General features: G+C 61.3%; 11 protein-coding genes. 6 read left to right on the top strand and 5 right to left on the bottom strand.

Going from position 1 to position 15,036, the window contains the following annotated elements; genetic code table 11:
• Window positions 1-37: 37 nt before the first annotated feature.
• Entirely contained in the window at window positions 38-391 is a 354-nt protein-coding gene (locus AC07RO_RS01735) for an antibiotic biosynthesis monooxygenase family protein (protein ID WP_495085126.1), read from the bottom strand.
• Between the two features lie 369 nt (window positions 392-760).
• Between AC07RO_RS01735 and AC07RO_RS01730 the strand changes: the two genes are divergently transcribed.
• A complete protein-coding gene (locus tag AC07RO_RS01730) occupies window positions 761-1,714 on the top strand; it encodes an AraC family transcriptional regulator (protein ID WP_495085125.1) in 954 nt (317 codons plus the stop codon).
• A 27-nt stretch (window positions 1,715-1,741) separates the two neighbouring features.
• On the opposite strand, the gene AC07RO_RS01725 is transcribed toward AC07RO_RS01730, so the two are convergent.
• A complete protein-coding gene (locus AC07RO_RS01725) occupies window positions 1,742-3,373 on the bottom strand; it encodes a 5-guanidino-2-oxopentanoate decarboxylase (protein WP_495085124.1) in 1,632 nt (543 codons plus the stop codon).
• A gap of 147 nt (window positions 3,374-3,520) precedes the next feature.
• Here AC07RO_RS01725 and AC07RO_RS01720 point away from each other — a divergent pair, with 147 nt between their 5' ends.
• Both AC07RO_RS01720 and AC07RO_RS01715 read left to right on the top strand, forming a co-directional pair.
• A complete protein-coding gene (locus tag AC07RO_RS01720; protein ID WP_423572288.1) occupies window positions 3,521-4,408 on the top strand; it encodes a LysR substrate-binding domain-containing protein in 888 nt (295 codons plus the stop codon).
• Between the two features lie 458 nt (window positions 4,409-4,866).
• Window positions 4,867-6,372, top strand: a complete 1,506-nt coding sequence (locus tag AC07RO_RS01715) for an MDR family MFS transporter (RefSeq protein ID WP_495085123.1) — start codon at window positions 4,867-4,869, stop codon at window positions 6,370-6,372.
• Window positions 6,373-6,390: 18 nt separating this feature from the next.
• Here the strand turns inward: AC07RO_RS01715 and AC07RO_RS01710 are convergent, their stop codons facing one another.
• Window positions 6,391-7,212 carry a cache domain-containing protein gene (locus AC07RO_RS01710; protein WP_495085122.1) on the bottom strand — a complete coding sequence of 274 codons (822 nt, stop codon included), beginning with the start codon at window positions 7,210-7,212 and terminating at the stop codon, window positions 6,391-6,393.
• Between the two features lie 228 nt (window positions 7,213-7,440).
• A complete protein-coding gene (locus AC07RO_RS01705) occupies window positions 7,441-8,085 on the bottom strand; it encodes a TetR family transcriptional regulator (protein WP_346627095.1) in 645 nt (214 codons plus the stop codon).
• Window positions 8,086-8,341: 256 nt separating this feature from the next.
• Here AC07RO_RS01705 and AC07RO_RS01700 point away from each other — a divergent pair, with 256 nt between their 5' ends.
• From AC07RO_RS01700 to AC07RO_RS01690, 3 genes are read left to right on the top strand one after another with little or no spacing between them, the layout of a single operon-like run.
• On the top strand, window positions 8,342-9,502 hold the full coding sequence (locus AC07RO_RS01700) for an efflux RND transporter periplasmic adaptor subunit (protein WP_346627094.1): 1,161 nt from the start codon (window positions 8,342-8,344) through the stop codon (window positions 9,500-9,502).
• Between the two features lie 3 nt (window positions 9,503-9,505).
• The gene (locus tag AC07RO_RS01695) at window positions 9,506-12,640 is read left to right on the top strand and encodes an efflux RND transporter permease subunit (RefSeq protein ID WP_495085121.1); all 3,135 of its coding nucleotides are present in this window, start codon (window positions 9,506-9,508) and stop codon (window positions 12,638-12,640) included.
• Window positions 12,637-14,103, top strand: a complete 1,467-nt coding sequence (locus AC07RO_RS01690; protein ID WP_282366050.1) for an AdeC/AdeK/OprM family multidrug efflux complex outer membrane factor — start codon at window positions 12,637-12,639, stop codon at window positions 14,101-14,103. Before AC07RO_RS01695 ends, AC07RO_RS01690 begins: the two co-directional genes overlap by 4 nt.
• A 90-nt stretch (window positions 14,104-14,193) precedes the next feature.
• Here AC07RO_RS01690 and pcaD read toward each other — a convergent pair whose 3' ends face one another.
• Entirely contained in the window at window positions 14,194-14,982 is a 789-nt protein-coding gene (gene pcaD / locus AC07RO_RS01685) for a 3-oxoadipate enol-lactonase (RefSeq protein ID WP_495085120.1), read from the bottom strand.
• Between the last annotated feature and the right edge of the window lie 54 nt (window positions 14,983-15,036).

The raw sequence follows: 15,036 nt of genomic DNA, 5'->3' as shown, positions 1-15,036 counted from the left end.
CCCATCGCCTGCACCCGAGCAAAAGCACCGAAACCTGTTAGCCCGCCAGACGAGCACCCTCAGGGGCATAAGCCGTCTGTGCCTGAGACGCCGTCACGGTGGCGGAGGTTTGAAAGTCCAGGCTCGCCACCAGCATTTCGGTCAGCAGTTCGGAAAACAGGTTCAGTTCAGGCGCGGCAAACCAGTCGTTCATCGCGGAATGATCGGCCCACGTACCGGTGATAACCCAGAGGTCTTCGTCGGTCAAAGACTTCTGCAGCGCGAAGTGCAGACAACCCGCAGCAGCGGCCGACGGGCTGATCAGACTGCTCAAACGGGCACCCAGTTGGGCACTGCGTCCAGCACGGGCGCGAACGGAAACCCAATGGCTCACAACTGAAGTATTTAGCATGCTCTGCGCTCCTGCTTTTTTGCGTGCGTGTCTTTTGCGTGCGTGCCGCGCGCCGGGATCGGGAATCCATGAAACGAGCTGCGACGGGAAGTGAAGGTTAGGGTCAGGCGCACGACCTGCGGTAGCCAATTACTGCCCGGTTATTGCCTGATTCTGCGCTGACAGGTTCATCAATACGTCGGGGCTCGCCGCTGCGCCGCGTGATGCCCATGGACTTTCGAGCAACGATCCCAAGCGAACAGGGCCCGTTCATGGCAACGCAACACAGCGGTAACAGAATCAGGCAAGCATCCGGCAGGATTCGCCTAACGCTTGCGCTTGCCCAAAAATAAGCTGTGCTGCATCAATGCTCTGTCAGAGGAATTCCCCATGTCGCTATCCGCTCTTGCGCCGTCCGCCCCGGATGCTCGACCTGTTGCCGAGCTGAGCGCGCAGATGACGCAACAGCGCGCCGAACTGGCGGAGCTGATCCGCCGTCATGCGCCCGCCGATGGCAGTTTCCAGACGGTGATCAAGCCGCTGTTCATGGTTCGCCACGATCATCCGTCGCAATCGGTGCCGGGGCTGGTGCAACCGGCGCTGTGCATCATGGCCCAAGGCCGCAAGGACGTGACGCTGGGCGGCGAGTTGTACACCTACGACCCGCTCAATTACCTGGTGCTGTCGGTGGCGCTGCCTATCAGCGGCAAGGTGATTTACGCGACGCCGGAAGAGCCGCATCTGGCCCTGCGCCTGGAAATCGATCCGGTGGAAATCAACGCATTGATCGCCGAGGCCGGTCCGATGAGCGTACCGACGCGTCACAGCGGGCGCGGCATGTACGTCGAGCGGATCGATTCACAGCTGCTCGATGCCGTCATCCGGCTGATCCGCCTGCTGGACACGCCGAAAGACATTCCCATGCTCGCGCCGCTGATCAATCGGGAGATCCTTTACCGGCTTCTGCGTGGGAGCGAAGGGCACCGGCTGTATGAAATCGCCATCTCCAACTGCCAGACCCATCGCGTCACCCAAGCGATCAAGTGGCTCAACGACCATTTCCAGGAGCCGCTGAGGATTGAAGACCTGGCGAGAGAGGTGAACCTGAGCGTCTCGACGCTGCACCACCGTTTCAAGTCCGTCACAGCCATGAGCCCGCTGCAATACCAGAAGCAACTGCGTCTGCAGGAGGCCCGGCGCTTGATGCTGGCGGACGGCCTCGAAGCGTCGGCCGCCGGTTACCGGGTCGGCTACGAAAGCGCTTCGCAGTTCAGCCGCGAGTACAGCCGCCTGTTCGGTGCGCCACCGTTACGCGACCTGGCGCGGCTGCGCAGTACGGTTTGAAGCGCGCCGCTCGGACAACGCAAAACGTCAGTCGAGGCTGCTCATCCAGCGCTGCTGATCGATCTCGATCAACGTCGGGCCGTCACGCTGACTGGCTGAGCTCAGTGCCGCCTTCAGTTGCTCGACACGGCCGACCGCCTCCGCGGCGCATCCCAGGGCTTTGGCCACACCGACAAAATCAGGCGTGAAAATGTCGACGCCGATGGGCTCGATGGCGCGGTTGACCATGTACTTCTTGATCTCTTCGTAGCCCTGGTTATTCCACAGCAGCACGACGATGGGCGTTCGCGCTTCCACCGCACTCGCCAGCTCGGACAGGGTGAATTGCAGACCGCCGTCGCCAATCAGGCACACCACCGGGTTGGATTCTCCGGCGTCGCGACTGCCTAGCCATGCGCCCACCGCAGCGGGCAATGCGTAGCCTAGGGTTCCGTAACCGGTTGATGAATTGAACCAGCGACGGGGCTTGTCGAGGTCCAGGGTCAGGTTGCCCGTGTAGACCGGCTGGGTCGAGTCGCCCACGATCACGGCTTCCGGCAGCACGTCGAGCACCGTCTGCAAAAACAGCGTCTGCCCACGGGTCGCATCGTCCCAGCCCGCCTCAAGACTTGCCTTCACCGCCGCAACCCGCGCGGTGCCCCACTCCTCGCGGCGTGGCATCAGCACTTCGCTCGCCAGCGCATCGACCAAGGCCTCGGCGGCGTATTGAGCGTCAGACACCAACGCGACCGTCGGCGCGAAATGACGCACAGTCTGATCGGGGTCGATGTCGATGCGCAGTAACGCGCCTGGAATCTTGAAGTGGCCCTGGAAGGTGATGTCGTAGTCGGTCTCGGCCAGTTCAGTGCCGATGGCCAGCACCACGTCGGCACTTTCAATGACCTCGCGGGTGGCATCGAGGGACTGCGTCGAGCCGATCAGCAGCGGGTGAGCGCTCGGCAGCATGCCTTTGGCGTTGATGGTCAGCGCGACCGGTGCGCCGAGCCGTTCGGCCAGACGCGTCAAAGCCGAGGCGGCGTGAATGGCGCCGCCGCCCGCCAGAATCAATGGCCTCTCCGCATTAGCCAACAGACTCGTCATTTGCCGGATCGCCCCAGGCGCCGGCCCCGCGCGACTCACCGATACCGGTGGGCTGTGCAGCAGGGCATCGGCATTCTCCACCAGCACGTCCAGCGGGATTTCGATGTGCACCGGACGCGGCCGCGCCGTTTGGAACACCGCGAACGCCCGGGCCAGCACCGACGGCAGCTCGGCCGCTGACATCAGCGTGTGGGAGAACGCCGCGACGCCCGCGACCAGCACACTCTGCGACGGCAGCTCATGCAGCTTGCCGCGACCGCCGCCCAACTGACTGCGCGACTGCACGCTGGAAATCACCAGCATCGGAATCGAGTCCCCATAGGCCTGGCCCATCGCTGTGGTGATGTTGGTCATGCCGGGGCCGGTGATGATGAAGCACACGCCCGGCTTGCCTCGCGTGCGCGCATAACCGTCGGCCATGAAGCCTGCGCCCTGCTCATGGCGCGGGGTGATGTGGATAATCGACGAACCCGCCAGCCCTCGGTAAAGCTCGACCGTGTGCACGCCCGGAATCCCGAACACCCGCTCCACCCCGTAGCCTTCGAGCAACCTGACCAGCACTTCCCCGCACGTCGCCATGTGTCTGCCCCTCTCGTATGCCTTTCCCAATACCACCCGCAATTTGCCAGGCTCGATAGGCGACCATTGAAGCTGCAGGGCCGTATCGACCACAACGCAAAAAATGTCATGCTTAGCCATGTCCTTAGCTCATGGCTCGTCCCCCCGATGAAACGCCTCCCGCCCCTCCCCGCTTTGCACACGTTCCTGATCACGGCGAAGTGCTGCAATTTCACCCGGGCCGCGGAGGTGCTGCATATCACTCAGGGTGCCGTCAGCCGGCAGATCTCCGGGCTGGAAATGCATCTGGGCTATCGTCTGTTCTATCGCGAGGCCCGAGGTTTGAGCCTGACCGCCCAGGGCCGCGAACTGCTGCCGCGCATCGAACAGGTGTTCAGCCTGATCGAAGAAGCGGTGGATCAGGTCGATGCCAAACCAAAGGCGCTGCGGATCAAGGCGCCGACCTGCATCAGCCGCTGGTTGTTGCCGCGCCTGATGCAGTGGCAGAAAGAGCGGCCTGACGTGCCGGTGCAACTGACCACGACCAGCGCCCATGCGGTGGATTTTCGGCGGGAAGAGTTCGACGCCGCCGTTGTGTTCGGCGCCCATCCGGGTGATTCCACTCACGTACGGCACCTCTTCGACGAACAACTGACACCCGTGTGCTCAGCGTCGCTGCTGGCGAGCAATCCCCTCTTCCGTCTCGCCGATCTGGAACATCACATGCTCCTGCACCCCACCCTCGATGAGCGTGACTGGGCACTGTGGCTGAAGGCCGCCGGGGCCAAGCTGATCAATGTCGCGCAAGGCCAGCACTTCGACACGATGGACCTGGCGATGACCGTCGCATCACAAGGGTCGGGCGTTGCCATCGGCGACTGGTCGCTGATCGGTGAAGACCTGAACGCAGGGCGCCTGGTCATGCCGTTCGAGCTGAAAGTCCGGAGCGGCGCGGCGTATTACTTCGTGCACCCCAAGCGCGCCGAGGCGCCTTCCCCGCTTCAGGACCTGCTGGAATGGCTGTCGCTGCAGTCGGCTGAACGGCACACCGGTTGAGGGGCAATGCCGACTCTTCCCCAACGGCCCGGCTGATACAAACATTCAATCCCCATCGCCCGACCCACTCTCCAATAGCGACCTACACTCAGAGTGTCCGCTCTGAAACAGTTGTCCTACCGGATCGAGGCAAATGTCATGAGAACCACAATAAAAAGACAGTGCGTTTATGTTGTCGCCGTTGCCGCTGTATTGAGCCTGTACGGCGCGGGTGCCTACCGAATCGAACAAATGCGGCAGACGCCCCGCATGGCGGTGGTCTGCACAATGGGACATTGCATGCCCACTGATGCAACGTTCAGCGCCCTTCGTTGACGGCAAAAGCCGGTCCGCGTAATGCGGGTCAACGTACTGCGAAAATCCCCACAGCCTGCTATCGATTAGCAAGCTAACGGACTAGACTTGGCAAAAATTCCTGCGGGTGTTCAGCGGGTCAATCTGCCAGTCGAGTCCCTTCTGTGACGAGTCTTAATCAACCCCGTCCGGACATCCGCAGCATTCTGTTCGCGCTGATGATGGCCGTATTTCTCAGTGCGCTGGATCAGACCATTGTTGCGGTCTCGATGCCGGCCATCTCCGCCCAGTTTCAGGATTTCGACCTGCTTGCCTGGGTGATCTCCGCCTACATGGTTGCGCTCACCGTGGCCGTGCCGATTTACGGCAAGCTGGGGGATTTGTATGGCCGGCGCCGCTTGATGCTGTTCGGGCTGGCGACCTTTACCCTCGCCTCGCTGTTCTGCGCCATGGCCCAGAGCATGGAACAACTGGTGCTGGCGCGTGTGCTTCAGGGCATCGGCGCCGGCGGGATGGTCTCCGTGAGCCAGGCGATCATCGGCGACATCGTCCCGCCCCGGGAACGCGGTCGTTATCAGGGTTACTTCAGCGGGATGTACGCAGCGGCCAGCGTGGCGGGCCCGGTGCTCGGCGGCTTCATGACCGAGTACCTGTCGTGGCGCTGGGTGTTCATTATCAATCTGCCGCTAGGGCTGGCGGCCTGGTGGGTGGCGCGCAAGACGCTGATCGGCCTGCCGATCCCCCAGCGCAAACCGGTGATTGACTACCTGGGCACGGTGCTGATGATCATCGGCCTCACAGCCTTGCTGTTGGGCATCACCGAAATCGGTCAGGGCCACATTTGGCGTGACCAGTCAGTGGTCATGCAATTGTCGGTGGCGCTGCTCGCGCTGGTGATTTTTGTGCTGTATGAACGGCGCACCCGCGAACCGCTGCTGCCCATGCACCTGTTCGCCAATCGCAGCGCGGTGCTGTGCTGGTGCACGATTTTCTTTACCAGCTTTCAGGCCATCTCGCTGATCGTGCTGCTGCCTTTGCGCTTTCAGACCGTCACCGGCGCAGGGGCCGACAGCGCGGCGTTGCACCTGATGCCGCTGGCTATCGGCATGCCCCTGGGCGCTTACTTCGGCGGCCGACGCACCTCGCTGACGGGCCGCTACAAACCGATCATCCTCACCGGCGCAGCATTGATGCCGCTGGCAATCCTCGGCATTGCCTTCACGCCACCGCAGTCGGCCCTTCTGACGAGCCTGTTCATGGTCCTCACCGGCATCGCCAGCGGCATGCAATTTCCGACCTCGCTGGTGGGCACGCAGAACTCGGTAGACGTCAAAGACATGGGCGTGGCGACCAGCACGACCAACCTGTTTCGCTCACTCGGCGGCGCAGTCGGCGTGGCAACGATGTCGGCGCTGTTGCTGGCGATGCTCGCCGGTTCCGGCATTGCCCAGGTCGGCGGCAGTTCAATTGCGGGTGAAGGCTCTGGCAATTTGCTGATGGACAGCCTGCACGCCGCCAGCGGCCCGGCCCTTGAACTGCTGCGCGGGCAGCTGTCGATGACCTTTCAGCACCTGTTGATGGGCAGCGCGGCGGTGTCGCTGCTGGGACTGTCCGCCGCGCTGGCGATGCCCAATAACCTGCTGCGCGGGCGGGACGACAAGGACCGGTAACCGAACCGGTCAGGGTGATCAGCCGCTGTAATAACCCACCGCAACCATGAACTCACCGACCTTGCGCGCGTAGGCGTGCTTGTGTTCGATCTTGCTGGTGACCGGATTGCGCCAGCGGTATTCGTACTCACCTTCGGGCTGCTGCTTGACCAGTTCGAGCATCGGAATGCCGACCGGCTTGCCTTCCGGATCCTTGACCTTGCTGAAGTCGGTATTCACCAGCCGCAAGTTGGTGCCGTGGGCCACATAACGTTTGGTATCGATGTTCACCACGAAGACGTACAGATCGTCCTGCAGAAATCCGCCCTTGAGGTCGTTGATCGCGCGGAGTGTGCCGTCCTTGTCCTGTTCCAGCGCTTTGGACGCCTTGTCGAGCAACGCCCTCGCCTGCTCAGGCGAAGCGCGGGGCAAGTAATAACCGACCGCCAAAACCCGATCGCCGATGCGTTGGAAATACACACGCTTGCGCTCGACCTTACCGTCGCGCCAGTTTTGCCAGCGATATTCGGCCTGCTGAACGCCGGCGCTTTCCGGCGTCTGCAGCACCTGCTTGAAGTTTTTTTGCAGCTCCGGATCGAGCACTGACGATACGTCGCGGCCGATCAACGCCACTGATGGCCCGCCACTGGCAAGCATGATCCCCTTGGTATCGGTGACGAAGACATAACGCTCGCCATCGACGAACTCGCCCTGGCGGCTGAACTCGGCCAGCGCCTTATCCCCCTGAACGCGGTAACGGGCCACGGCTTTTTCCAGCAGCGCCTTGGCCGCTGCTGCTTCTTGCGCTTCATCCCCAGCGGCCCAGCCTTGCCCCATGCACAGGGCGGCGAGCACACCCATCAGGAGTTTTCTGCACACGTTTTTTGACACGACTGCCATCGCTCCGCCCCCACTCTTATTGGTTATGGGGCAAGCGTAGACGGGGGATTGCAATAGGGCAGCATTCGGCACTTCAATGGGTATCAGAGACTGAATGGTCGCCGAATCACCGGGCGCGCTGAGTAAAGCGAAGGTAAACCGCCTGTTCAGCGAAGGTCAGGCGCGGTATAGATAGAGGCCAAACGCCATTTAGTTCGACGAAATATCGCGTAACGCCGGGCTGAAGCGGAGCATGTCGAGGATGCCGTCGACCAGTCGCTCCGCATCGTCCTGCAGCGAAAAGCTCTCGGGCACCAACAGCCACTGGCCGATGATGCCGTGCACATAGGCATGCAGGCAGATCGCGGCGCGTTGGGGATTCAGGTCAGCGGGGAGCTGGCCTTGTCGAGAAGCATTACCGAGCGCCAGCGCAATTCGCTCGTTGGCGTCAAGCCAGACAAACTGACGCTGTTGCCGCATGTCACACATTTCGTCGGTAAATTCGAATTTATGAAACAGAATTTCATTGATGCGGCGGGTTTTAGGGTCGTTGGCAATTTGTTGAAACAAATGAGTGAGAAGCTTGCGCGTCCACCCCAGCGGATCAATTTCATCTTCGCTTTCGCTCGCCCTCGCCATTTCTTCGAGGGGCTCGTGCAGACTGTCGAGCATGGCCTGGACCAGATCGGCCTTATTGCTGAAATGCCAATAGATCGCGCCGCGGGTCACGCCAGCCAGGGCTGCAATGTCGGCGAGCGTCGTGCGGGAGACCCCTCGATCGTAGAAAGCCTGCTCGGCAGCTTCGAGGATCTGCTTGCGCGTTTCCTGAGCCTCTTCTTTCGTGCGTCGAACCATGGCAGTAAAAACCTCAATGAAAATGCCTCAGGCGCTCTGGTCGAGTGGCCTGCACAGCACGTCGGGCGGCCTTTGTGATGCCTTGTCCCGGACCTACAATCGATGCCCTCGGTGCGTTGGAGTGTCGCACTCGTGGGTGTTTACAAACAACCGTGAATGTAAGTATATTCATTAGCATCCTACTTATCTAGCTGGAATACTTTTCCTGCCCCCTTTCCACTTTCCATGAGTTCAGGCTCCTGACCCGAGGATCTTCATGCAATTCAAGCCAGCTGTTACCGTACTGGTCACTGCCGTCGCCCTGGCATCGCTGCTCTCCGGATGCAGCAAGAAGGAAGAAGCGGCCGCAGCACCACCGCCCCCTCAGGTCGGCGTCGTCACTCTGAAAACCCAGGCCTACACCCTGACGTCTGAACTTCCCGGCCGGACCACCGCGTTCCGTATCGCCGAAGTGCGTCCTCAGGTGAACGGCATCATCCTCAAACGCCTGTTCACCGAAGGTGCAGACGTCAAAGCCGGTCAGCAGCTCTACCAGATCGACCCGGCGATTTACCAGGCCACCCTGGACAGCGCCAAAGCCACCTACGAATCCTCAAACTCCCTCGCTGGCCGCTATAAGCAGCTGATCAACGAGCAAGCCGTCAGCCGTCAGGAATACGACACGGCGGTGGGTTCGGCTCGCGAAGCGAAGGCGGCGGTGCAGACCGCAGAGATCAACCTGCGCTACACCAAGGTCTACGCGCCGATCTCCGGCCGTATTGGCCGCTCGCTGGTGACAGAAGGCGCGCTGGTCAGCAATGGTCAGGCCGATGCGATGGCCACCATTCAGCAGCTCGACCCGATCTACGTCGACGTGATCCAGTCTTCGGCCGAAATGCTCAAACTACGTCGCGATCTGGAAAGCGGCAGGCTGCAGAAAGCCGGCGACAACGCCGCCAAGGTCAAGCTGGTACTCGAGGACGGCAGTCTCTACCCGATCGAAGGCAAGCTTGAGTTCTCCGAAGTGTCGGTCGACCAGACCACCGGTTCCGTGACCCTGCGCGCCGTGTTCCAGAACCCGGACCACACGCTGCTGCCAGGCATGTTCGTGCATGCACGACTGCAATCGGGCGTGGCCGAGAACGCGATTCTGGTTCCACAGCAAGGCATCACCCGTGACCTGAAAGGCACACCGACCGCACTGGTGGTGAACGCCGATAATAAGGTCGAGTCCCGCACGCTGGTTGCCAACCGCACCATCGGCAGCGACTGGCTGGTTGAGAAGGGCCTGAACGCAGGTGATCGCGTGATTACCGAAGGGCTGCAATACGTCAAGCCAGGTGCTGAAGTGAAAGTGGCCGAAGCCACCAACGTCAATGCAGCTAACCCGGCCCCTGCCCCGGCAACTGATAAAGCCGCAGGCAGCAAAGGGGAGTAATTCATGTCGAAATTCTTTATCGACCGGCCGATTTTCGCGTGGGTAATTGCCCTCGTGATCATGCTGGTGGGGACGCTTTCGATCCTCAAGCTACCGATCAACCAATACCCGGCCATTGCGCCGCCGGCCATCGCGATCGCCGTGACCTACCCGGGCGCCAACGCGCAAACCGTGCAGGACACCGTGGTTCAGGTGATCGAGCAGCAGCTCAACGGCATCGACAACCTGCGGTATGTGTCGTCGGAAAGTAACTCCGACGGCAGCATGACCATCACCGCGACGTTCAACCAGGGTACCAACCCGGACATCGCTCAGGTTCAGGTGCAGAACAAGCTCAACCTGGCCACCCCGCTGCTGCCGCAAGAAGTGCAGCAACAGGGTATCCGCGTGACCAAGGCGGTGAAGAACTTCCTGATGGTCGTCGGTCTGGTGTCCGAAGACGGCAGCATGGGCAAGGAGGACTTGTCCAACTACATCGTCTCGAACATGCAGGACCCGATCTCCCGTACCTCCGGTGTGGGTGACTTCCAGGTCTTCGGTGCCCAGTACGCCATGCGTATCTGGCTCGATCCGGCCAAGCTGAACAACTTTCAGCTGACCCCGGTAGACGTCAAGACGGCCATCACTGCCCAGAACGTTCAGGTGTCTTCCGGCCAGATCGGCGGTCTGCCTGCGCTCAAGGGTCAGCAGCTGAATGCCACGATCATCGGTAAAACCCGTCTGCAGACCGCCGAGCAGTTCGGCAACATTCTGCTTAAGGTCAATCAGGATGGTTCGCAGGTTCGCCTCAAAGACGTCGGCAAAGTCGGTCTGGGTGGCGAGAACTACAGCATTGACGCGCAGTTCAACGGCAAGCCGGCTTCGGGTCTTGCGATCAAGCTGGCGACCGGCGCCAACGCGCTGGACACCGCCAAGGCGATTCGCGCCACCATTTCGCAGCTGGAGCCGTTCTTTCCGCCTGGCATGAAAGTGGTTTACCCGTACGACACCACGCCAGTGGTTCAGGAATCCATCACCGGTGTGGTTCACACCCTGGGTGAAGCGATCATCCTGGTGTTCCTGGTGATGTACCTGTTCCTGCAGAACTTCCGCGCCACCATCATCACCACGATGACCGTACCGGTGGTATTGCTCGGTACGTTCGGGATCCTCGCTGCCGCCGGTTTCACCATCAACACGCTGACCATGTTCGGGGTGATCCTTGCCATCGGCCTGCTGGTGGACGATGCCATCGTCGTGGTGGAAAACGTCGAGCGGGTGATGGCGGAGGACAAACTTTCGCCGCGGGACGCCACGATCAAATCCATGGAGCAGATCCAGGGCGCGCTGGTCGGTATCGCACTCGTATTGTGTGCGGTTCTGTTGCCAATGGCGTTCTTCGGCGGCTCCACGGGTGTGATCTACCGGCAGTTCTCGATCACCATCGTGTCGGCGATGGCGCTTTCGGTCCTGGTCGCGCTGATCTTCACCCCGGCGCTGTGCTCCACCCTGCTCAAGCCAATCGATCACGAGAAGCACGGGCAGCCGAAACGTGGATTCTTTGGCTGGTTCAACCGCACCTTCGACCGCAGCGTAGTCAGCTATGAGCGCGGCGTCGGCAACATGCTCAAGCACAAGATTCCGGCCTTCATCGTTTACGCGCTGATCGTCTGCGGCACCATCTGGATGTTCACCCGCATTCCGAGCGCGTTCCTGCCGGAAGAAGACCAGGGCGTCATCTTTGCCCAGGTGCAGACACCACCGGGCTCCTCGGCGGAACGGACGCAGACCGTCATCGACAACATGCGCAAGTACCTGCTGGAAGAGGAATCCGGCGCGGTCAACTCGGTGTTCACCGTTAACGGCTTCAACTTTGCCGGTCGCGGTCAGAGCTCCGGTCTGGCGTTCATCATGCTGAAACCGTGGGGCGATCGTGATGACTCTAATAGCGTCTTCGAACTGGCCAAACGGGCGCAGCAGCACTTCTTTGGCTTCCGCGACGCAATGACCTTTGCGGTCGTACCGCCTGCGGTACTGGAACTGGGTAACGCCACCGGTTTCGACGTGTACTTGCAGGATCAGGGCGGCGTGGGTCACGCCAAGCTGATGGAAGCGCGTAACCAGCTGTTGGGCATGGCGGCACAGAGCAAGATTCTGGCGGGCGTGCGTCCGAACGGTCTGAACGATGAGCCGCAATACCAATTGGTTATCGATGACGAGCGTGCGCAGGCCCTGGGCCTGAGCCTGTCGGACATCAACACCACGCTGTCCATCGCGATGGGTGGCAACTACGTCAACGACTTCATCGACCGCGGTCGGGTCAAGAAGGTGTACGTGCAGGGCGATGCGAGTGCGCGGATGAAGCCGGAAGACTTGAAGAAGTGGTACGTGCGCAACACCGCTGGCGAGATGGTGCCGTTTGCCTCGTTCGCCACCGGCGAGTGGGTGTTCGGCTCGCCGAAACTCTCGCGTTACAACGGTGTACCGGCAGAAGAAGTGCTGGGTACTCCGGCGCCGGGTTACAGCACCGGTGAGGCGATGGCCGAGGTCGAGCAACTGGCGAAGAAGTTGCCGGCGGGTGTTGGTCTTTCCTGGACGGGTCTGTCCTATGAAGAGCGGCTGTCCGGTTCTCAGGCGCCCGCGCTGTACGCACTGTCCATTCTGATCGTGTTCCTGTGTCTGGCGGCGCTGTATGAAAGCTGGTCGATTCCGATCGCGGTGTTGCTGGTCATCCCGCTTGGAGTTATCGGTGCGCTGATCGCGACGAGCCTGCGCGGCCTTTCCAACGACGTGTTCTTCCAGGTAGGTCTCTTGGTGACGGTGGGTCTGGCGGCGAAAAACGCCATTCTGATCGTCGAGTTCGCCAAGGAGCTGCATGAGCAGGGCAAGGGCATCGTCGATGCAACCATCGAAGCCTGCCGGATGCGTCTGCGGCCCATCGTAATGACGTCCATGGCGTTCATCCTCGGTGTGGTCCCGCTGGCGATTTCCTCGGGCGCCGGTGCCGGTAGCCAGCATTCGATCGGTACAGGCGTAATCGGCGGTATGATCACCGCAGTTATTCTGGCGATCTTCTGGGTACCGTTGTTCTTCGTTTCGATATCCTCGATGTTCAAAGGCAAACAGAAACACACTCCACACGATGAGGCTGGCCAATGAGCAAGTCCCTGATCTCGCTGGCGGTCACCGCGTTCATTCTCGGCGGCTGCTCGTTGATCCCCGAATACAAGCAGCCCGCCGCACCGGTGCCGGCTCAGTTCCCGCAAGGTCCGGCCTATTCGCCGGCCCAGGCGGCGAATCAGGCGGCGGCCGAGCAAGGCTGGCGTCAGTTTTTCCATGACCCGGCGCTGCAGCAACTGATTCAGACGTCGCTGCAGAACAACCGTGACCTGCGCGTCGCCGCGCTGAACATCGACGCTTACCGCGCGCAGTACCGCATTCAACGTGCGGATCTGTTCCCGGCCGTGGCAGCATCGGGCACCGGCACGCGCCAGCGCGTGCCGGGCGACCTGTCGCAAACGGGCGAGTCCGGTATCACCAGTCAGTATTCGGTGGGTCTGGGCATCAGTTCCTATGAACTGGATCTGTTCGGCCGGGTGCGCAGCCTCAGTGAGCAGGCGCTGCAGACTTACTTCGCCGGTGAAGAAGGCCGTCGCAGCACGCAGATCAGTCTGGTCGCCAACGTGGCCAACGCCTATCTGACGTGGGAAGCGGACAAAGAGCTGTTGAAGCTGACCCAGGACACGTTGGGCGCCTTCGAAGAAAGCTTGCGTCTGACCTCTCGCAGCAGCGAAGTGGGTGTGGCGTCGGCGCTGGATCTGGCGCAGTCGCGCACCTCCGTCGAGAGCGCCCGCGTCAAGCTGGCTCAGTATCAGCGGCTGGTCGCCCAGGACGAGAACAATCTTGTGCTGCTGTTGGGCACCAGTCTGCCGGCCAACCTGCCCGCCTCGAAACCGTTGAGCGCTGACATGCTCAATGAAATGCCAGCGGGTCTGCCGTCGGAATTGCTGCAGCGTCGTCCGGACATTCTTCAGGCCGAATACAGCTTGAAAGCCGCCAACGCCAACATCGGCGCGGCACGTGCCGCGTTCTTCCCGAGCATCAGCCTCACGGCCAGTGCCGGTACGGCGAGCGGCGATCTGAGCGGTCTGTTCAAAGGCGGTTCGGGGACGTGGCTGTTCGAGCCGACGATCAATCTGCCGATCTTCAACGCGGGCAGTCTGCGCGCAAGCCTCGACTACTCGAAGATCCAGAAAGACATTGGCGTCGCCAACTACGAGAAGGCGATTCAGACGGCGTTCCAGGAAGTCTCCGACGGTCTGGCCGCACGCAAGACCTACACCGATCAGCTCAAGGCGCAGACCGACTTCGTCAACGCCAACCAGGACTACTACCGTCTGGCCGAGCGACGCTATCGCATCGGGATCGACAGCAACCTGACCTTCCTCGACGCCCAGCGCCAGTTGTTCACCGCGCAACAGTCGTTGATCACCGACCGCCTGTCGCAGCTAAACAGCGAGGTGAATCTGTACCGCGCGCTGGGTGGCGGCTGGTACGAACAGACCCCGACCGGCGAGCGTCAGCCCACCGCGGGCGATGTGCCGTCTACCCGCTTGTTCTGATACAACGTGCATGAAAAAACCCACCGATTGGTGGGTTTTTTTTGCCTGTCACTAGGGTAACTCAAGCAGTACGCGAGGATTCCTAAAAGGTCACGCCAGCAAAAACTCCGTCACGCGCAGAGCAAAGACTTCACCCAGCTCGACGCTGGACAAATGCGCGGCGTAATAGTCGGAGAGTTCGCTGCCGTGGATGTGGTTCTGCAGATAATGCCCGTCCGCCACGGTGGTGACGGCGTCATGGCTGCCGCAGATGATCAGCGTGGGCACGGTGATCGAACTGACTTGCTTGCGCAGATCGGCATCCCGGACAGCCGCGCAGCAGGCGGCGTAACCCAGCGGAGAAGTCGCCGCCAGCACGTCGGTGACGGGCGTGACCTGGTCGGCGTGCTGGCTGGCAAAGTCAGGGGTGAACCAACGCCCAACCGCGCCGGCGCCCATTTCCTTCATTGCCCGCTCACCGCCCTTCTCCACCTGGGCGATGCGCGGCGCCCACGTTTCCGTATCGCCGATCTTCGCGGCGGTGTTGCACAGCACCAGCTTGTGCAGCCGATTGTTGGCATGAATGCCCAGCCACTGACCGATCAGGCCACCCATGGACAATCCGCAGAAATGCGCGCGGTCGATTTTCAACGCATCAAGCAGCGCCAGCACGTCTCGTCCCAGCTGCGAGAGGGTGTAAGGCCCTTGGGTGACGAGGGACTGACCGTGGCCGCGGGTGTCGTAACGCACGACGCGGAATGACTTGCTCAGCGCCGGAATCTGCGCGTCCCACATGTGCAGGTCGGTGCCCAGCGAGTTGGACAGCACCAGCACCGGCGCATCCACCGGGCCATCAATTTGATAATGCAGTTCACCGTCTTCGAGTTGTACGAACGCCATGGCAGTCGCTCCGTGAAACACGTGGAATGAGTGTGATCAATAGGGACAGCACGC

The sequence above is a fragment of the Pseudomonas sp. GW821-FHT07F05 genome, from assembly GCF_059418765.1.
This window is presented reverse-complemented; position numbering and strand designations above follow the sequence as displayed.

Coding starts and splice junctions, on each gene's coding strand:
- AC07RO_RS01735 (WP_495085126.1), bottom strand. CDS start 391: ATGCTAAATACTTCAGTTGTGAGCCATTGGGTTTCCGTTCGCGCCCGT.
- AC07RO_RS01730 (WP_495085125.1), top strand. CDS start 761: ATGTCGCTATCCGCTCTTGCGCCGTCCGCCCCGGATGCTCGACCTGTT.
- AC07RO_RS01725 (WP_495085124.1), bottom strand. CDS start 3,373: ATGGCGACGTGCGGGGAAGTGCTGGTCAGGTTGCTCGAAGGCTACGGG.
- AC07RO_RS01720 (WP_423572288.1), top strand. CDS start 3,521: ATGAAACGCCTCCCGCCCCTCCCCGCTTTGCACACGTTCCTGATCACG.
- AC07RO_RS01710 (WP_495085122.1), bottom strand. CDS start 7,212: ATGGGTGTGCTCGCCGCCCTGTGCATGGGGCAAGGCTGGGCCGCTGGG.
- AC07RO_RS01705 (WP_346627095.1), bottom strand. CDS start 8,085: ATGGTTCGACGCACGAAAGAAGAGGCTCAGGAAACGCGCAAGCAGATC.
- AC07RO_RS01700 (WP_346627094.1), top strand. CDS start 8,342: ATGCAATTCAAGCCAGCTGTTACCGTACTGGTCACTGCCGTCGCCCTG.
- AC07RO_RS01695 (WP_495085121.1), top strand. CDS start 9,506: ATGTCGAAATTCTTTATCGACCGGCCGATTTTCGCGTGGGTAATTGCC.
- AC07RO_RS01690 (WP_282366050.1), top strand. CDS start 12,637: ATGAGCAAGTCCCTGATCTCGCTGGCGGTCACCGCGTTCATTCTCGGC.
- pcaD (WP_495085120.1), bottom strand. CDS start 14,982: ATGGCGTTCGTACAACTCGAAGACGGTGAACTGCATTATCAAATTGAT.